This is a genomic window from Streptomyces sp. SID12488, from assembly GCF_010548275.1.
Taxonomy (GTDB): Bacteria; Actinomycetota; Actinomycetes; order Streptomycetales; family Streptomycetaceae; genus Streptomyces.
Genome location: NZ_JAAGLT010000019.1, coordinates 76518 through 94870 on the forward strand (window position 1 = coordinate 76518; position 18353 = coordinate 94870).

At 70.5% G+C, this 18353-nt stretch carries 18 protein-coding genes; 10 read left to right on the plus strand and 8 right to left on the minus strand.

The window, feature by feature from the left end; all coding sequences use genetic code 11:
* The first annotated feature begins 81 nt into the window (after window positions 1-81).
* From cobM to cobC, 5 genes are all read left to right on the plus strand, one after another.
* The gene (gene cobM / locus G3I56_RS26335) at window positions 82-921 is read left to right on the plus strand and encodes a precorrin-4 C(11)-methyltransferase (protein WP_164413069.1); all 840 of its coding nucleotides are present in this window, start codon (window positions 82-84) and stop codon (window positions 919-921) included.
* A complete protein-coding gene (cbiE, locus tag G3I56_RS26340; protein WP_164413071.1) occupies window positions 918-2225 on the plus strand; it encodes a precorrin-6y C5,15-methyltransferase (decarboxylating) subunit CbiE in 1308 nt (435 codons plus the stop codon). Before cobM ends, cbiE begins: the two co-directional genes overlap by 4 nt.
* Entirely contained in the window at window positions 2222-3964 is a 1743-nt protein-coding gene (gene cobJ / locus G3I56_RS26345) for a precorrin-3B C(17)-methyltransferase (RefSeq protein WP_164413073.1), read from the plus strand. Before cbiE ends, cobJ begins: the two co-directional genes overlap by 4 nt.
* A gap of 82 nt (window positions 3965-4046) precedes the next feature.
* Window positions 4047-4991: a sirohydrochlorin chelatase gene (locus tag G3I56_RS26350; RefSeq protein WP_164413075.1), complete on the plus strand. Its 945-nt coding sequence runs from the start codon at window positions 4047-4049 to the stop codon at window positions 4989-4991.
* A complete protein-coding gene (gene cobC / locus G3I56_RS26355; RefSeq protein WP_164413077.1) occupies window positions 4981-6054 on the plus strand; it encodes an Rv2231c family pyridoxal phosphate-dependent protein CobC in 1074 nt (357 codons plus the stop codon). The genes G3I56_RS26350 and cobC overlap by 11 nt, the downstream gene beginning before the upstream one ends.
* A gap of 225 nt (window positions 6055-6279) precedes the next feature.
* Here cobC and G3I56_RS26360 read toward each other — a convergent pair whose 3' ends face one another.
* From G3I56_RS26360 to G3I56_RS26380, 5 genes are all read right to left on the minus strand, one after another.
* The gene (locus G3I56_RS26360; RefSeq protein WP_164413079.1) at window positions 6280-7173 is read right to left on the minus strand and encodes an SCO1860 family LAETG-anchored protein; all 894 of its coding nucleotides are present in this window, start codon (window positions 7171-7173) and stop codon (window positions 6280-6282) included.
* Between the two features lie 182 nt (window positions 7174-7355).
* On the minus strand, window positions 7356-8447 hold the full coding sequence (locus G3I56_RS26365) for an amidohydrolase family protein (RefSeq protein WP_164413080.1): 1092 nt from the start codon (window positions 8445-8447) through the stop codon (window positions 7356-7358).
* 9 nt (window positions 8448-8456) lie between these two features.
* The gene (locus tag G3I56_RS26370; protein ID WP_343240055.1) at window positions 8457-9305 is read right to left on the minus strand and encodes an amino acid ABC transporter ATP-binding protein; all 849 of its coding nucleotides are present in this window, start codon (window positions 9303-9305) and stop codon (window positions 8457-8459) included.
* Entirely contained in the window at window positions 9302-10138 is an 837-nt protein-coding gene (locus G3I56_RS26375; RefSeq protein WP_164413082.1) for an amino acid ABC transporter permease, read from the minus strand. Before G3I56_RS26375 ends, G3I56_RS26370 begins: the two co-directional genes overlap by 4 nt.
* A complete protein-coding gene (locus G3I56_RS26380) occupies window positions 10135-10980 on the minus strand; it encodes a transporter substrate-binding domain-containing protein (protein ID WP_164413084.1) in 846 nt (281 codons plus the stop codon). The genes G3I56_RS26375 and G3I56_RS26380 overlap by 4 nt, the downstream gene beginning before the upstream one ends.
* Window positions 10981-11149: 169 nt before the next feature.
* Between G3I56_RS26380 and G3I56_RS26385 the strand changes: the two genes are divergently transcribed.
* The 5 genes from G3I56_RS26385 (at window position 11150) to thpD (ending at window position 15794) form a co-directional block, all read left to right on the plus strand.
* Window positions 11150-12253 carry an aminotransferase class V-fold PLP-dependent enzyme gene (locus tag G3I56_RS26385; protein ID WP_164413086.1) on the plus strand — a complete coding sequence of 368 codons (1104 nt, stop codon included), beginning with the start codon at window positions 11150-11152 and terminating at the stop codon, window positions 12251-12253.
* A 274-nt stretch (window positions 12254-12527) separates the two neighbouring features.
* A complete protein-coding gene (gene ectA, locus G3I56_RS26390) occupies window positions 12528-13070 on the plus strand; it encodes a diaminobutyrate acetyltransferase (RefSeq protein WP_164413088.1) in 543 nt (180 codons plus the stop codon).
* 33 nt (window positions 13071-13103) lie between these two features.
* On the plus strand, window positions 13104-14375 hold the full coding sequence (ectB, locus tag G3I56_RS26395; RefSeq protein WP_164413090.1) for a diaminobutyrate--2-oxoglutarate transaminase: 1272 nt from the start codon (window positions 13104-13106) through the stop codon (window positions 14373-14375).
* Between the two features lie 73 nt (window positions 14376-14448).
* The gene (locus tag G3I56_RS26400; RefSeq protein ID WP_164413236.1) at window positions 14449-14883 is read left to right on the plus strand and encodes an ectoine synthase; all 435 of its coding nucleotides are present in this window, start codon (window positions 14449-14451) and stop codon (window positions 14881-14883) included.
* Window positions 14884-14888: 5 nt separating this feature from the next.
* The gene (gene thpD / locus G3I56_RS26405) at window positions 14889-15794 is read left to right on the plus strand and encodes an ectoine hydroxylase (protein WP_164413092.1); all 906 of its coding nucleotides are present in this window, start codon (window positions 14889-14891) and stop codon (window positions 15792-15794) included.
* A gap of 62 nt (window positions 15795-15856) precedes the next feature.
* Here thpD and G3I56_RS26410 read toward each other — a convergent pair whose 3' ends face one another.
* From G3I56_RS26410 to G3I56_RS26420, 3 genes are all read right to left on the minus strand, one after another.
* Window positions 15857-16969 carry an aminotransferase class V-fold PLP-dependent enzyme gene (locus tag G3I56_RS26410; RefSeq protein ID WP_203690691.1) on the minus strand — a complete coding sequence of 371 codons (1113 nt, stop codon included), beginning with the start codon at window positions 16967-16969 and terminating at the stop codon, window positions 15857-15859.
* A gap of 71 nt (window positions 16970-17040) precedes the next feature.
* Window positions 17041-17763 carry a DsbA family oxidoreductase gene (locus G3I56_RS26415; protein WP_164413096.1) on the minus strand — a complete coding sequence of 241 codons (723 nt, stop codon included), beginning with the start codon at window positions 17761-17763 and terminating at the stop codon, window positions 17041-17043.
* Between the two features lie 67 nt (window positions 17764-17830).
* Window positions 17831-18337 (minus strand): GNAT family N-acetyltransferase, encoded by a 507-nt coding sequence (locus tag G3I56_RS26420; protein ID WP_203690743.1) that lies wholly within the window; start codon window positions 18335-18337, stop codon window positions 17831-17833.
* Window positions 18338-18353 lie beyond the last annotated feature (16 nt).

Below are 18353 nucleotides of genomic sequence, written 5' to 3' on the forward strand. Positions count from 1 at the left end.
CTTCGCGCACCTCCACACCCACCCGCACACTTACTGACGTTTTCGACGTTTTCGACATTCCGCACGAGAGGATCTCGCCCCATGGCTCCCACGGCCGACGTTTCGACCGGCGCTCCCACCGGCAAGGTGACGTTCGTCGGTGCCGGCCCCGGCGCCGCCGATCTGCTGACCTTCCGCGCCGCCCGCGCCATCGCCGACGCCGATGTTGTGATTTGGGCGGCCAGCCTCGTACAGGAGGCCGTGCTCGAACATGCGCGCGAGGGGGCGGAGATCCTCGACTCGGCGACGATGTCGCTGGAGGACGTCGTCGCCGTGTACGAGCGTGCCGTGCGCGAGGGCCTGCGCGTGGCCCGTATCCACTCCGGCGATCCCGCGCTCTGGGGCGGCACCCAGGAGCAGGTCGACCGGTGTGCCGAGATCGGGATCGAGACCGAGATCGTGCCCGGTGTCTCCTCCTTCTCCGCGGTCGCCGCCATTGCCCAGCGCGAGCTGACCATCCCCGAGGTCGCGCAGTCCGTGATCCTCACCCGGCTGGGCGGTGGCAAGACACCGATGCCTCCGGGTGAGGAGGTGCGGGAGTTCGCGCGGCACGGGACCACCATGGCGATCTTCCTGTCCGCCGCCCGCAGCGGGCAGCTCGTACGGGAGCTGCTGGAGGGCGGTTATCCGACGTCCACGGCGGTCGTCATCGCCTATCAGGCGACCTGGCCCGAGGAGTTGGTCGTGCGGTGCACGATCGAGACGCTGGAGGAGACGGTGAAGGAGCACAAGCTGTGGAAGCACACCTTGTTCCTGATCGGCCCGGCCCTCGACGCCAGCGGCACCCGCTCGCACCTCTACCACCCCGGCCACTTCCACGGCTTCCGCAAGGCCGACCCGGCGGCCCGCCGGGCGCTGCGCGAGCGAGGGGCGAGTACGTGATCACCGTCATCGGTACGGGGACGGGGGCGCCGCTTCCGCCGGACGCCACGGCCGCCGTCGCCGGGGCCGAGCTGGTCGTGGGCGCCCGGCGGCATCTGGCATCGGTGTCGGCATCGGTGGCGGAGGGGGCCGAGCAGGTTGTCCTGGGGGCGCTCGCTCCGGCGCTCGACATCATCGAGGAGTACGTCGGGAAGGAACGGCCCGTTGTCGTGCTCGCCTCGGGTGATCCGGGGTTCTTCGGGATCGTGCGGGCGCTGGCCGAGCGGTTCGGGGCCGGGCGGCTCGATGTCCGGCCTGGGGTGTCCTCCGTCGCCGCCGCGTTCGCCCGGAGCGGGCTGACCTGGGACGACGCGGTGGTGGTCAGCGCGCACGGGCGTGAGTTGCGTACGGCGGTCAACGTGTGCCGGGCGCGGCCCAAGGTGGCGGTGCTGACCGGGCCGGGTGCCGGGCCCGCCGAACTCGGCTCGGCCCTGGTCGGCGGTCCGGCACGCGTCCTGGTTGTCGCGGCGTCGTTGGGCGATCCGGAACTCGAACGCGTCGAGCGGGTCACGCCTGCCGAGGCGGCTGCGCGGGACTGGGGCGACGCGGTGAGTGTGGTGCTGTGTCTGGACGAGGCGCGGGTTGTCGCGCCCGTCGGTGTCACGGTCGCCGGTGCTGCCGCTAATGCCGGGCCCGCTCAATGGGCCCTGGACGAGCGGGAGTTCACCCACCGCGACTCGATGATCACCAAGTTCGAGGTACGGGCCCTGGCGCTGGCCCGGCTCGGGCCGCGCCTCGGTGACCTGGTCTGGGACATCGGCGCCGGCTCTGGTTCCGTGGCCGTGGAGTGCGCGCGGCTCGGGGCAGCCGTGGTCGCCGTCGAGAAGACGTCGGACGGGGCGGAGCGGGTGCGGGCGAACGCCGCCGCGCACGGTGTCGATGTGCGAGTGGTGGAGGGGAGCGCACCCGATGACCTGCCCTCGCTGTCCGAACTCGAACTCGACGAGCCCGACGCCGTGTTCATCGGTGGGGGCGGGCGCGAGCTGCCCGCGATCGTCACCTCGTGTGCGCGGCGGGCCCGGCGGACGGTGGTGGTCGCGATGGCCGCCCTCGACCGGGTACCGGCCGTGCGTACGGCGCTCATCGGTGCCGGACTCGACTGCGACGGCGTCCTGCTGCAGTCGTCCCGGCTCGCACCACTGCCGGGTGAGGTGACCCGCCTCGCCGCGACCAATCCCGTTTTCCTGCTGTGGGGCACGCGTCCCGTCGCAGATCCCGTAGTAGATACCGACAGACATACCGGTAGAGAAGGAGTTCCTCTGTGATCGGCCTGATTTCCGCGACGGCGGCGGGCGCGGCGGCGCGTGACCGGCTTGCCGCCGCCTGGCCCGACCGTACGCGTGTGTACGAGGGGCCGGTCGCCGACGCCGTCCGGCGCGCGTTCGGAGAGTGTTCGCAGCTCGTGTGCTTCCTGGCCACGGGAGCGGTCGTACGGCTGGTCGCGCCGCTGCTGGCCGACAAGGCGTCCGATCCCGGTGTGGTGTGCGTCGACGAGGGCGGACGGTTCGCCGTGTCGCTGGTCGGCGGGCACGGCGGCGGGGCCAATGAACTCGCCCGTGCGGTCGGGCGGTTGCTGGGCGCGGAGCCGGTGGTGACCACCGCGACGGACGCCGTGGGAGTACCGGGGCTCGACACTCTCGGGTTGCCCGTCGAGGGCGATGTCGCGGGGGTCTCGCGGGCGCTGCTCGACGGTGAACCCGTCGCGCTGGAGCTGGAGTCGGTCTGGCCGCTGCCCGCGCTGCCGCCCAATGTGCTGCCGTCCGGTGTCGGGAGCGCGGTGCCGGGCGCCGGGCCGACGATCCGGGTGACCGACCGGCTGGTCGACGGTGACGGTGACAGCCCGGGTGTGGGTGCGGGTGTGGTCGTGTTGCGGCCGCCGTCCCTCGTCGTGGGTGTGGGCGCCTCCAAAGGGGCACCGGTCGACGAGGTACTCGGGCTGGTCGAGGGGGCGTTGGCGGACGCGAGGCTCTCGGTGGCCTCCGTCGCCGCGCTGGCCACCGTCGACGCGAAGGCGGGCGAGCCGGGGATCGTCGGGGCCGCCGAGCGGCTCGGGGTGCCCGTGGTGACGTACTCCGCCGACGAGTTGGCCGGGGTCGAGGTGCCGAACCCCTCCGCCGCGCCGCTCGCCGCCGTCGGCACGCCCTCCGTGGCGGAGGCTGCCGCGCTGCTCGGCGGGGGCGAACTCCTCGTACCCAAGAGGAAGTCGGAGCGCGCGGACGGAGCGCCGGCCATGGCGACCTGTGCCGTCGTACGGCGGCCGGGGCGTGGGCGGCTCGCGGTCGTGGGGCTCGGGCCGGGGGCGCGGGATCTGCTGACGCCGCGTGCCGAGGCGGAGTTGCGGCGGGCGTCCGTGCTGGTCGGGCTCGATCAGTACGTCGACCAGATCCGTGATCTGCTGCGGCCCGGCACCCGGATCCTGGAGTCGGGGCTCGGCGCCGAGGAGGAGCGGGCGCGAACGGCGGTCGCCGAGGCCCGGAAGGGGCAGGCGGTCGCGCTGATCGGCAGCGGGGACGCTGGCGTGTACGCGATGGCGTCGCCCGCGCTCGCCGAGGCGTCCGACGACATCGACGTGATCGGGGTGCCGGGCGTCACGGCCGCCCTCGCCGCCGGCGCGATTCTCGGGGCGCCGCTCGGCCACGACCACGTGTCCATCAGCCTCTCCGACCTGCACACGCCGTGGCACATCATCGAGCGGCGGGTGCTGGCGGCGGCCGAGGCGGACATCGTCGTGACGTTCTACAATCCGCGCAGCCGGGGCCGTGACTGGCAGCTGCCCAAGGCGCTCGCCATCCTCGGCGCGCACCGGGAGCCGACGACGCCCGTGGGTGTCGTACGGAACGCGTCACGGCCCGACGAGTCCAGCCGCGTCACGACGCTGACCGGCCTCGACCCGGCGACGGTCGACATGATGACCGTCGTGACCGTCGGCAACACCGCGACCCGGACCATCGCGGGCCGGATGGTCACGCCTCGCGGGTATCGCTGGCAGGACACGGCACGATGAGCACCACCCGTCCGGCGCCGCTGCCCGGCTCCCTTCTCAACACCCTTTCGCTTCATCCCACTTCACCGTCCGAGGAGACATCGTGACCACCCCGCCGCCCGCCCTGCTCATCGCCGGCCACGGCACCCGGGACGAGGCCGGGGCCGAGGCGTTCCGTGACTTCGTACGGGAGTTGGGGCGCCGCAACCCCGAACTGCCCGTCGCCGGCGGCTTCATCGAGTTGTCGCCGCCGCCGCTGGGCGACGCCGTGACCGAGCTGGTGGAGCGGGGGGTACGGAGGTTCGCCGCCGTTCCGCTGATGCTGGTGTCCGCCGGGCACGCCAAGGGGGACATCCCGGCGGCCCTGTCCCGGGAGAGGGAGCGGCACCCGGGGATCTCCTACACGTACGGGCGTCCGCTGGGTCCGCACCCGGCGCTGCTCGCGGTGCTGGAGCGGCGGTTGGAGGAGGCGCTGGGCGGTGGGGACAGGGTGCGTACGCCCGCCGACCGGGCCGACGTGACCGTGCTGCTGGTCGGGCGCGGCTCCACCGACCCGGACGCCAACGCCGAGGTGCTCAAGGCGGCGCGGCTGCTGTGGGAGGGGCGCGGGTACGCCGGTGTGGAGACGGCGTTCGTGTCGCTGGCGGCGCCGGATGTGCCGTCGGGGCTCGACCGGTGCGTGAAACTGGGTGCGCGGCGGATCGTCGTCCTGCCCTACTTCCTGTTCACCGGGATTCTGCCGGACCGGGTGCGGCAGCAGACGGAGGGCTGGGCCGCCGCCCACCCGGACGTCGAGGTGCGGTCCGCCGACGTCATCGGTCCGGAGCCGGAGTTGCTCGACCTGGTGATGGAGCGGTACCGGGAGGCTGTGCAGGGCGATCTGCGGATGAACTGCGACTCGTGCGTGTACCGGATCGCGCTGCCCGGCTTCGAGGACAAGGTCGGAATGCCTCAGCAGCCGCACTTCCATCCGGACGACGACGGCGTCCACGATGGTCACCATCATGGACATCACTCACACGGGCACTCGCACTCACATGCGCACTGACTCAGACACCGACGGGCATGACCTTCGGCATCACGGGGACGCCGAAGTGCGCGACGACGGCGCCAAGTTGATCGACCTCGCCGTGAACGTCCGGGCCGACGCTCCCCCGGCGTGGCTGCGCGAGCACATCGCCGGGTCGCTCGGCGGGCTCGCCGCGTATCCCGACGGGCGGGCCGCGCGGGCCGCGGTGGCGGCCCGGCACGGGGTGCCGGTGGAACGGGTGCTGCTCACCGCCGGGGCCGCGGAGGCCTTCGTGCTGCTGGCGCGCGCCCTGCGGGTACGCCGGCCGGTGGTCGTGCACCCGCAGTTCACGGAGCCGGAGGCGGCACTGCGGGATGCCGGGCACAGTGTGGACCGGGTGCTGCTGCGGGCTGCGGACGGGTTCCGGCTGGACCCGGCGCTCGTGCCCGACGACGCCGACCTGGTGGTGGTCGGCAACCCGACGAACCCCACGTCGATCCTGCATCCGGCGGCGGTCATCGCCCGGCTCGCCCGTCCTGGGCGGACGTTGGTGGTCGACGAGGCGTTCATGGACGCGGTGCCCGGTGAGCGGGAGGCGTTGGCCGGGCGTACGGACGTGCCCGGGCTCGTGGTGCTGCGGAGCCTGACGAAGACGTGGGGGCTGGCAGGGCTGCGGATCGGATACGTGCTGGGGGCGCCGGAGACGGTCGCGGAGCTGGAGCGGGCGCAGCCGTTGTGGCCGGTGTCCACGCCGGCGCTGGCCGCGGCGCAGGTGTGTGTGTCCGGGCCGGCGCTGGCGGAGGCGGAGGAGGGGGCGCGGCGTATCGCCGCGGACCGGGCTCATCTGGTCGCCGGGCTCGACGAGTTCGGGTCCGACGGGGTGCGGGTGGTGACTCCGGCGGAGGGGCCGTTCGTGCTGGTACGGGTGGAGCGGGCTGTTGCGGTGCGGGGGCATCTGCGGACGCTGGGGTATGCGGTGCGCCGCGGGGACACGTTTCCCGGGTTGGGGGAGGAGTGGTTGCGGGTGGCCGTGCGGGATCGGGTGACGGTGAACGGGTTTCTGCAGGCGTTCGATCGGGCGGTGACGCTCGCCGGACGGTGAGTTTCTTCGCCCCCGCCGCCCCTACCCGTCCCGTCCTTCTGGGGCTCCGCCCCAGACCCCGCTCCTCAAACGCCGGAGGGGCTGGAGAAGCCGGCCGGGGCTTGATCTTTCAGCCCGTCCGGCGTTTGAGGACGAGGCCGTTCAGGCCGAAGCGGGGGTCTGGGGGCGGCAGCCCCCAGGGACGGGACGGGTAGGGGCGGCGGGGGCGAGAAGACCCCCCCTGCGTCAGCTCTTGCCTCGGCGGGCCAGCGCGACCGCTCCTCCGCCCGCCACCAGCAGGACGGCCGCCCCGCCCATGAGGTACGGCGTCATCGAGCTGCTCCCCGTCTCCGCGAGCCCCGCCTCGGCCGGAGCCCCCTGCGGCTTCACCTCCGGTGCCGGTTTCGTCGGGGCCGGCGGAGCCGCCTGTACCGCCGGTGCCTCGCACGTCGCCTTCGCCAGCGTCACCGTGCCCTCGACCTCCGCCACGTTGAGGTCCAACGGGTTGACGGACACCGTGAGTTCGAGCGCGGTCGCGGCCGCCGTACGGGTCGTCGTCTCCGTCTGTGACAGGTCGAGGCGCACCTCGCCGACTCCCGGCACCTTCACCTCGACGGGGCCGCTCGGCGTCAGCGTCACCTTCTTCCCGAGAGCCGTCACCGAACCCAGGAGGTTCGAGGAGGCGACCGGCTTCGCCCCCGCGACGCAGGTCGCCTTCGACGTGACCTGCTCGACCTCGATCAGCGACAGGAGCGGAAGCCCCGGTACATGGAGCTTGGCGTGCGCGAGTTTCGTGGACGCCTCCGCCTTTCCGTCCGACACCGCCGCCTTCGCCTCCGCGACCTCAGCACCGAGCACGGTGAACGGCTTTCCGCCGTCCACACCGTCCAACGTGGCTGTCAGCGCCGTCTGTTGGGCGCTCTGCGGCGCCTGGACCTCGTTCAGCGCGACCGCGAGCGGGACGTTCACGCTCTTGTTGAGGAGGGACACGTTCAGCCCGGTGCGGAGGACTACCGCGCTTGCGCGGCCCTGGTCCTCCGTCGCGTGGGCCAGGGCCGCTGGACCGGCGGCCACCAGGGCCGTGGCTGCCGCGACGGTGGCCAGACGGCGTGCGGGCATGCGGAAGTTGGTGGCGTTCACGGTTGGGGACCCCTCGGAAGAGACACGCTTGGGACCCGGTAAGAATTACGTACAGGCAGTCAACGGTCAGCGATCTGACAGGACTTCACTCATACGTGGGGTTTCCGCGCAGATCTTCGAATCCCACGGCACGGATGTTCACTGCATTCACCCGGGTCACGCGGTCACGCGGGTCACGCGGGTCACCCTACGACCCGCCCGTTCAGCACCACCCGCGACGGCGCCCCCAACACCCTTACGTCCGCCCGCGGATCGCTCTCGTACACCACCAGGTCCGCCGCCGCCCCCTCCGCGAGACCGGGCCGCCCCAGCCACTCCCGCGCACCCCATGTCGTCGCCGACAGCGCCTCGACCGGCGGGATACCGGCCTTGGTCAGCTCGGCCACCTCCGCCGCGACCAGCCCGTGCGGCAACGTGCCCCCCGCGTCCGTGCCGACGTACACCGGGATCCCCGCGTCGTACGCGGACCGCACCGTGTCGTAGCGCCGTTCGTGCAGGCGGCGCATGTGGGCCGACCAGGTGGGGAACTTGGCGTCGCCGGATGCCGCCAGGTCCGGGAACGTCGCGATGTTCACCAGGGTCGGGACGATCGCGACCCCGCGCGCGGCGAACAGCGGGATCGTGTCCTCGGTCAGGCCCGTCGCATGCTCGACGCAGTCGATGCCCGCCTCGACCAGGTCCCGCAGGGAGTCCTCCGCGAAGCAGTGGGCCGTGACCCGCGCGCCCAGGCGGTGGGCCTCCGCGATCGCCGCCTCCACCTCCTCGCGCGGCCAGCAGGCGGAGAGGTCGCCGGTGCCGCGGTCCAGCCAGTCGCCCACCAGCTTCACCCAGCCGTCGCCGCGCCTGGCCTCCTGGGCGACGTACGCCACCAGGTCGTCCGGCTCGATCTCGTGCGCGAAGCCCCGGATGTAGCGGCGGGTACGGGCGATGTGCCGGCCCGCCCTGATGATCTTCGGGAGGTCTTCACGGGCGTCGGTCCAGCGAGTGTCGGACGGTGAGCCGGCATCCCGGATGAGGAGCGTGCCCGCGTCCCGGTCCGTCAGCGCCTGCTTCTCGGCAGTGTCCTGCGGCACCGTTCCGTCCGGTCCCAGGCCCACATGGCAGTGCGCGTCGACCAGACCGGGCAGCGCCCAGCCCTCCACCGTGCGGATGTCACGGGCGCCGGGCGGACGGTCGTACGTGATCCGGCCGCCGACCACCCACAGCTCGTCGCGGATCTCCTCCGGGCCGACCAGCACCCGCCCCTTCACCCGCAGCACCGCCTGATCGCTCATGACGGCACTTTAGTTGGGCCCCGTCGGCTTCTTCCCCTCCGCCTGTGCCGACTCCGCCTGTGCCGACTCCTCCTCCACCTCCGCCATCGCGGGGTCCAGCAGGCGGGAGAGGAAGTGGCGGGTGCGTTCGTGCGCCGGGTTGGTGATGACCCGGGCCGGGGTGCCCTCCTCGACGATCACTCCGCCGTCCATGAAGACGACCCGGTCGGCGACCTCCCGGGCGAACGTCATCTCGTGCGTGACGACCATCATCGTCATGCCCTCGTTCGCCAGCCTGCGCATCACCGCCAGTACGTCCCCCACCAGCTCGGGGTCGAGTGCCGACGTCGGCTCGTCGAAGAGCATGACCTCCGGGCCCATCGCCAACGCCCTCGCGATGGCGACCCGTTGCTGCTGGCCGCCGGAGAGTGACGACGGATACGCGTCCGCCTTCTCCGAGAGGCCCACCCGCTCCAGGTTCTCCGCGGCCACCAGCGCCGCCTGAGCCTTGTCCCGCTTCAGTACCCGGCGTTGCGGCAGCGTCAGGTTCTGCGTCACCGTCAGATGCGGGAAGAGGTTGAACTGCTGGAAGACCATGCCGATACGGCGGCGGACCTCGTCGATGTCGACGTCCGGGTGTGTGACCTCCGTACCGCCGACGAAGACCTGGCCCTTCGTCGGCTCCTCCAGCAGGTTCACACAGCGCAGCAGGGTCGACTTGCCGGACCCGGACGGGCCGATCACGCACACGACCTCGCCCTGCCCGATCTCCAGGTCGATGCCACGCAGCACCTCGTTGTCGCCGAACGACTTGTACAGGTCCCGGACTTCGATCTCCGGCACAGTCGCGTCCTTGATACCGCTGATACCGTCGCTCACTTCGTCGCCTCCCCCGCCTTGGTCTCCAGCCGTCGTACGACGAAGCCCAGCGGCACCGTCACCAGCAGATAGCACAGACCCGCCACCAGGATCGGTGTGGAGTTGGCGGTCTGGCTGGCCAGGTCACGGCCGTACTTGGCCAGTTCGCGTTCGTCCAGGGTGACGCCGAGGAACAGCACCAGCGAGGAGTCCTTGAACAGGAGCACCAACTCGTTGGTCAGCGGCGGGATCACGATACGGAACGCCTGCGGGATGATGATCGAGACCATGGCCCGCGCATGCGAGAAGCCCAGTGAACGGGCCGCCTCCATCTGGCCCTTGGGCACCGCCTGGATGCCCGCGCGGATCGTCTCCGCCATGTACGCCGCCGACACCAGGCCGAGTGCCAGCGCCACCTTGCCGTACGTCCCGCCCGGGATCTCCGTGCCGGGGAAGGCGAGTGGCACCGCCACGCCCACGAAGATGAAGATCAGCAGGGCGGGCAGACCACGGAAGATCTCGATGTAGACGCCCGCGACCCAGCGGTAGGGGCCCACCGGTGACAGCCGCATCAGGGCGATCACCATCCCCAGCACCAGACCGAAGACAAAGCCCGACAGGGTGTAGAGGACGGTGTTCTTGAGGGCCAGCGTGATGATCTCCGGGAACATCTGCTCGGCCAGGTCCGCCTGCGCGAACTGGTTCTTCAGCCGGGCCCAGTCGGCCGACACCGCCAGGGCGACGACTGCCGCGACGAACAGCGCGTACTGGGCGCCACGGGACAGCGCGCGTTTCTGAGTGCGGCTCAGCCCCTGCTTGCGGGGCTGTACCTGCTTCGCGGAGGCGTCGGTCATGACGCGGACGGAGCTGCCGCGGACTCGTCGTACGGGCCGATCCACTTCTCGTACAGCTTCTTGTACGTGCCGTCGGCCTTCGCGTCGGTGATCACCTTGTTGAGGGCGGCGAGCAGCTTGGTGTTGCCCTTCTTCACCGTGAAGCCGTACTGCTCACCGGTGTTGAGGTTGTCCACCACCTTGAAGGCGTCTGCGTTGGCCGGGGTCTTCAGCCAGCCCTGGACGACCGGGTAGTCGATGATCACGGCCTCGACCTGGCCGGTGCGCAGGCCGTTGAGGACGGCGTCGGAGGACTCGAAGGAGATCGGGTCGAGGTCCTTGCCCTTGGCGTAGTCCTCACCGGTCGTCTGTGCCTGGGCGCCGACCTTCTTGCCCTTGAGGCCGGCGAAGGAGGTGATGCCGCTCTTCTTGTCGACGAGGACGGCCTGCGTCGCGGCGAAGTACGGGTCGGAGAAGTCGACGTTCTTCTTGCGCTCCTCGGTGATGGTCATGCCGGCCGCGCCGAGGTCGCACTGGTCCGCGTTGAGGAAGGCGCCCGTCTTGAAGTTCTCGAAGGGCGTGTCGAGGATCTCCTGCTTCACACCGAGGTTCTTGGCGGCGAGATCCACGAGAGACACGTCGAAGCCCTGCACCTTGCCGTCGATCTCCGACTGGAAGGGCGGGTAGGGGAGGTGGGTGCAGACGGTGAGCTGACCGCCCTTGACGAGTTCGACCCCGCCGGCGGCGGTCTTCGAGGCGCCGCCTCCGTCGTCGTCCGAGGAGCAGCCGGCCACGAGCAGGAGCCCGGCCGTCGCGGTGGTGGCGGCCAGCATGCGGGACCGTCGTCCGAGGACCGTGTTCAAGGGGACCTCCTGTGGGGGGACTGTGGGTTCTGATTATAAGGAGACGTTTGACCATCTCAAATCATTACTATGGTCGTGGCGCCGCGTGACCTGCGCTTTCGAGGGCGCGCAGCCTCGCGGTTAGTCTCGACTCGACTCCCCTACCCCGCGATCCGAAGAGAGCACCACCGTGACCACGCACCCCTTCCTGGACCTGGCGCCACTGACCCCCGCTCGCTTCGCGTCGATCGAGGACCGCGTGGCGCGGCTGCTCTCCACCGAGCAGGACGTCGTGATCATGCAGGGCGAGGCGCTGCTGCCCCTGGAAGGCGCTATCAGGGGGACCGCGGGCCCGGGTACGACGGCCCTCAACGTCGTCACGGGCCCCTACGGGCAGACGTTCGGCGACTGGCTGCGGGACTGCGGAGCCACGGTCGTCGACCTTGTGGTGCCCTTCCACTCGGCGGTCACGCCCGCGCAGATCCGGGCGGCGTTCGCCGAGCACCCGGAGATCGACTTCGTCTCGCTGGTGCACGCGGAGGCGGCGACCGGCAACACCAACCCGGTCGCGGAGATCGGCGAGGCGGTACGGGAACACGGCGCCCTCTTCTACCTCGACGCCGTCGCGTCGGTCGGTGCCGAGCCGGTGCTGCCGGACGCGTGGGGTGTCGACCTGTGCGTGATCGGGGCGCAGAAGGCGATGGGCGGGCCGGCCGGGGTGTCGGCGGTGTCGGTGAGCGAGCGCGCGTGGGCGCGGATGGCGGCGAATCCGGGGGCGCCCCGGCGGTCGTACCTCTCACTGCTGGACTGGAAGGAGCGGTGGATCGACGGCGGCCGACGCGCGCTCCTGCACGCTCCCGCCCAGTTGGAGATGCTCGCGCTGGAGGCGTGCGTCGAGCGGATCGAGGCGGCGGGGCTCGACACGGTGATCGCCCGGCACAGGGCAGCGGCGGCGGCCACCCGGGCGGGGGCGCTCGCGCTGGGCGGCGGCCTTGAGCCGTATGTGTACGAGGCCGAGGACGCGGCGCCGGTCGCCACGACCCTGCGGGCACCCTCCGGGGTCGTCGCGTCGGAGCTGGTGGCGAGCGCGCTGGCCACCGATCCGGCGCTGCCGCTGGCGGCGGGCGGGGGCGCGCTGGCCAAGGAGATGATCCGGGTCAACCACTACGGGGCGGACGCGACGCCGGAGACGGTGCTCGGGAGTCTGGCCGCGCTGGGCGCGGCGCTGGCGGACCGGGGGCTGATGGTGGACGTCGAAGAGGCTCTGCGGCACGCGGTCGCGAATTTCTCGTGAATGCGCGCTAAAATTGGGTAATCAAATTGCAGGAAATCACGGATAGCCTCCCGTTCACTCTCCTGCCCGCTTTCCTTCGACCTAAACGCAAATGTTTTGCGAACAATTCGAGTGAATTGCATGGTTGTGACGCACTCAACAATGCGCCCGCTTTGTCTGATTATTTACTGGACATAGCGGGCGTTCTCGCGCTCCCGGAATAACACATTCCGCACCCGCACGGAACCCCGATCCACGATGCATTTTTGATTTTCTCTCGGTAAGTTCCATTTGCATGAGCGCAGCACGGACAGACCTGCAAATAGACCGCCCGGCGATTGCCGACGGGGCGGCGCTGTGGCGGATCGCCCGGGACTCGAAGGTTCTCGATCTCAACTCGTCGTACAGCTATCTGCTGTGGTGCCGGGACTTCGCCGCCACCTCGGCCGTCGTCCGGGACTCCGCCGGGCACCCGGTCGGCTTCGTCACCGGGTATGTCCGACCGGACCGGCCGGGCACCCTGCTCATCTGGCAGGTGGCCGTCGACGCCGACCACCAGGGGCGCGGACTCGCCGCCGCGCTGCTCGACGGGCTGACCCGGCGGGTCGGCGCCGAGCAGGGGCTCACCTCCGTCGAGACCACCATCGCCCCCGGCAACACCGCCTCGGAGCGGCTGTTCACCTCGTTCGCGCAGCGCCATGGCGCCACCGTCGAGCGCGAGGTGCTGTTCGACACGGGCCAGTTCCCGGGCGACCCGCACGACTCGCACGACCCCGAGGTCCTGTACCGCATCGGCCCTCTCTCCGAACTTGGCGGCCTTTCCGGGCTCTCCGGCTGATCTCGCCCCCCACTTTTCAAGGAGTTCACCGACATGACCATCACCCAGCCCGACCTGAGCGTCTTCGAGACCGTCGAGTCCGAGGTGCGCAGCTACTGCCGCAGCTGGCCCGCCGTGTTCGACCGTGCGCAGGGCAGCCGTATGTACGACGAGGACGGGCACGCCTACCTCGACTTCTTCGCGGGCGCCGGATCACTCAACTACGGCCACAACAACCCCGTACTCAAACGGGCGTTGATCGACTATCTGGAGCGGGACGGCGTCACGCACGGGCTCGACATGTCGACCTCCGCGAAACGCACGTTCCTGGAGTCGTTCCAGGAGCTGGTACTGCGGCCCCGCGACCTGCCGTACAAGGTCATGTTCCCGGGCCCGACGGGCACCAACGCCGTCGAGGCGGCGCTGAAGCTGGCGCGGAAGGTGAAGGGGCGGGAGGCCATCGTGTCCTTCACCAACGCCTTCCACGGTATGTCCCTCGGGTCGCTCGCCGTGACCGGCAACGCCTTCAAGCGGGCCGGCGCGGGCGTTCCGCTGGTGCACGGCACACCGATGCCGTTCGACAACTACTTCGAGGGGACCGTCCCCGACTTCCTGTGGTTCGAGCGGCTGTTGGAGGACCAGGGCTCCGGTCTCAACAAGCCGGCCGCCGTGATCGTGGAGACCGTGCAGGGCGAGGGCGGCATCAACGTGGCGCGCCCCGAGTGGCTGCGGGCGCTGGCCGACCTGTGCGTACGGCAGGACATGCTGCTGATCGTCGACGACATCCAGATGGGCTGCGGGCGCACCGGCGCCTTCTTCTCCTTCGAGGAGGCAGGCGTCGTACCCGACATCGTCACCGTGTCGAAGTCCATCAGCGGTTACGGACTCCCCATGTCCCTCTGCCTGTTCAAGCCCGAGCTGGACATCTGGGAGCCGGGCGAGCACAACGGCACGTTCCGCGGCAACAACCCGGCGTTCGTGACGGCCACCGCCACGCTGGAGACGTACTGGTCCGACGGTGCCGCCATGGAGAAGCAGACACGCACCCGTGGCGAGCAGGTCGAGGAGGCGCTGATCTCGATCACCGAGGAGAACCTCGCCGACGTGAAGGAGTACCGGGGCCGGGGGCTGGTGTGGGGCCTGGAGTTCCACGAGAAGGCGCGCGCTGGGCGGGTGGCGCGGCGGGCCTTCGAACTCGGGCTGCTCATCGAGACGTCCGGCCCGGAGAGCGAGGTCGTGAAGCTGCTGCCGGCGCTCACCATCACGCCCGAGGAGCTGGACGAGGGCCTGCGGATCGTGGCCCGTGCCGTACGCGAGACCGTCTGAACATCTGCCTGCATTCCTGAACGTCTGAATTCCTGAGCGTCTGAACCATTTGAGGAAGGGGTTGTTGAGCGCTGTGATCGTCCGTTCGTTCAAGGACATCGAAGGCACCGACCGGCATGTGAGGGCGGCGTCCGGTACCTGGGAGAGCAAACGCATCGTCCTCGCCAAGGAGCGGGTCGGCTTCTCGCTCCACGAGACCGTCCTCTACGCGGGCACGAAGACGTCGATGTGGTACGCGAACCACGTCGAGGCCGTCGTGTGCGTCGCGGGCGAGGCCCTGCTGACCGACGACGAGACCGGGCGGACCTACACGATCACCCCGGGCACCATGTACCTCCTCGACGGACACGAGCGGCACACCATGCGGATCAAGGAGGACTTCCGCTGCCTGTGCGTCTTCAACCCGCCCGTGACCGGCCGCGAGGACCACGACGAGAACGGCGTCTATCCCCTGCTGACGGAACCCGACCCCGACTTCGACTCCGGCTTCGACTCCGAGGAGGTCTGACACCCATGTCACCCACGTCAACCGCATCCACTCTCACCGACCTGTACCCCACCCGTGGCGCCGCCGAGGTGTCCGCCCCCCGTCAGGACCCGGTCCTCTGGGGCGCGCCGGACACGCCCGGGCCGTTCACCGCGGACGACCTCATGGCGTACGAGCGTTATGGTTTCCGGGCGCTCGACCGGCTTCTCGACGATGACGAAGTCGCGCTCTACCGAGCCGAGTTGGAGCGGCTGATCGCCGATCCGTCCGTCCGGGCCGACGAGCGGTCGATCGTCGAGCCGAAGTCGAAGGAGATCCGGTCGGTCTTCGAGGTGCACCGGATCAGCGAGGTGTTCGCCCGGCTCGTGCGGGACGAGCGGGTCGTCGGGCGGGCCCGGCAGCTCCTCGGCTCCGACGTGTACGTCCACCAGTCGCGGATCAACGTCAAGCCCGGATTCGGGGCGGGCGGCTTCTACTGGCACTCCGACTTCGAGACCTGGCACGCCGAGGACGGTCTGCCGAACATGCGGACGGTGTCCGTCTCGATCGCGCTGACCGAGAACCTCGACACCAACGGCGGCCTCATGATCATGCCGGGCTCGCACCGCACGTTCCTCGGCTGTGCGGGGGCGACGCCCGAGGACAACTACAGGAAGTCGCTCCAGATGCAGGACGCCGGCACCCCGTCCGACGAGGCGCTGGCCTCGCTCGCCGACGAGCACGGCATCAAGTTGTTCACGGGCAGGGCGGGTTCGGCGACCTGGTTCGACTGCAACTGCATGCACGGCTCCGGCGACAACATCACGCCGTACCCGCGCAGCAACGTCTTCATCGTGTTCAACAGCGTCGACAACCAGGCAGTGGAGCCGTTCGCGGCATCGGTGCGCAGGCCGGAGTTCATCGGGGCGCGGGACTTCACGCCGGTGAGGTGAACGCCCGGCCTCAGAGCCACGGCAGTGAGGCCGGGCGCTCCCGGGGGTCTCGCGCCGGCGGTTCAGCCGGAGAGGACGTCCAGGAGCCGGTCGACGTCCGAAGGCGTGTTGTAGAAGTGGAAGGCCGCGCGCAGATTTCCGGCCCGGTCGGAGACCTCGACCCCGGCTCGGCTCAACTCGGCCTGCCGGTGCCCGAGTTGCGGGACGGACACGATGGCTGAGCCGGGTGCGGGTACGGGCTGGTGTCCCAGCCGGTCGAGCCCTGCGCGGAAGCGGTCGGCGAGCGCGAGGTCATGGGCGAGTACGGTGTCCACGCCCAACTCCTCGATCAGGGCGAGCGAGTGGCGGGCACCGGCGTAGGAGAACAGGCTCGGGCTTTCGTCGAACCGCCGTGCGGAGTGGGCGAGTTCGCGCACCGGGCCGTAGCAGCTGTCCCAGGGCACCTCCCCCGCGACCCAGCCCGCGAACACCGGCGTCAGCCCGCCCAGATCCTCGGGTACCACGAGGAAGGCCACGCCTCGCGGGCAGACGAGCCATTTGAAGGCGACGGAGGCGACGTAGTCGTAGGCGTCCGCGTCGACGGGCAGCCAGCCGGTGGCCTGGGACGCGTCGATGTACGTACGGGCCCCGTGCTCGCGGGCGGCCTCACGCAGCGCGAGCAGGTCGACGATGCGTCCGTCGGCGGACTGGGCCGCGCTGACGGCGACGAGGGCGGTGCCGGGCCGGACGGATTCGGGGATCCGCTCCAGCGGCACGGTCCGTACCTTCAGGTCCCCGCGTACGTGGAACGGGTTGAGGACGGAGGTGAAGTCGTCCTCCGCGGTGAGGACTTCGGCGCCGGCGGGCAGCGAGGCGGCGATCAGCCCGCTGTAGACGGCGACGGAGCCGCCAGCCGCGACCCTGCGGTCGGAGACCCCGACGAGCCGCGCGAAGGCGGATCGTGTGGCCTCCACGTCGGCGAACATGTCCTGCGGTCGGCCGTCGGCCACGGACTGTACGGCGTCGCGCATGGCGGCCACCGCGCGGGCCGGGAGGAGCCCGGTGCTCGCGGTGTTCAGATAGGTGCTCTTCGGAGCGAACTCGGCACGGACGAGGTCGCGGAGGTTCTCGGATGTCGAGGCTTTCGCGGAGGTCTCCATGGGACCACTCTGCGGCCCGAAGATCCCCTCGTCCATTGCCGATTTCTGCACGGCATCACGAAGGACTGCTTATGGATATGCCCTGAGCTGCGGTTTCCTTCGCTGAGCTACTTCTGGGGTACGGCACACCCGTCGGGACCGCAGACCTCGGCGCTGTCGCCCTCCGCCTGGATGACCTTGAGGGGAGCGGGCCGCTCGCCCCATGCCTGGGTGAGCGCCTGGGCGAAGGCCTCGACGGGCTGGGCGCCGGAGACGCCGTACTTCCGGTCGAGGACGAAGAACGGCACGCCGTTCGCGCCCAGTTCGGCGGCCTCACGCTCGTCGGCGCGCACGGCGTCGGCGTACGCGTCCGGGTCGGCGAGTACGCCCCGGGCGTCGGCGGCCTCGAGGCCGGCGGCGACGGCCAGCTCCACGAGCCGCTCGTCGTCACCGAAGACGGACTGCTCCTCGGCGAAGTTCGCCCGGTAGAAGAGCTGGATCAGCTCGTCCTGGCGTCCCTTGTCCTTCGCGAGGTGGAGCAGCCGGTGCATGTCGAAGGTGTTGCCGTTGTCACGGTCCCGGGTGCGGTACGCGAGCCCCTCGGCGGCGGCCTGCGCCCCCAGGTTCTCCTCGCCGGCCTGCGCCTGCGCCTCGCTCATGCCGTACTTCTTGGTGAGCATCTTGAGGACGGGCTGGATGTCGCCCTTGGCGAGCCCCGGGTCCAGCTCGAACGACCGGTGCACCACCTCGACACCGTCCCGGTGCGGGAAGGCGTCCAGCGCCTTCTCGAAGCGGGCCTTGCCGACGTAGCACCACGGGCAGGCGATGTCGCTCCAGATCTCGACGCGCATGTCTTCGGCTCTCTCCAGGTCGAACGGGTACAGGGTGGTACGGGGCCGTACGGAATTACATGAACGTTCAAACGGCTGGTTTCATTCCGTACCGCAGAAAGAGATGGTGATCGCCCTCGGCGGGCGGGTTCGCCGGGTCCGGGACCCAGCCCAGACGGCGGTAGAAGGCCTGGGCGCGCTGGTTGTCGACGTGTACGTCCAGGGTGGCTGCCAGCAGTCCGTCGGCCCGCCACCGCTCGACGCAGGCGGCATGCAGGTCGGTGCCGATCCGGGCCCGCCAGAGGTCGGGGTCGACGTGGAACTGGAAGAGCTTGACCGTGTCCGCGGGGGCGCCCTCGGCCCTGCGGAAGGAGGCGACGCCGATGATGCGGTCCTGCTCGACGACGCACAGGACATGCGCGTCGGGGCGCTCGATGCTGGTCAGCCAGGAGCCGACCCAGTCGCGGTCGGCGTCCGGCAGGCCGCCCGGGTAGTACGTGGCCCGTGCGCGCAGATGCAGCTCCGTGACGGCGGCGGCCTCTGCGGGCAGCGCGGGCCGTATCACCCGGCTTCCGGTCCTGTGGTCGTTGATCATGTGGTCATTGATCATG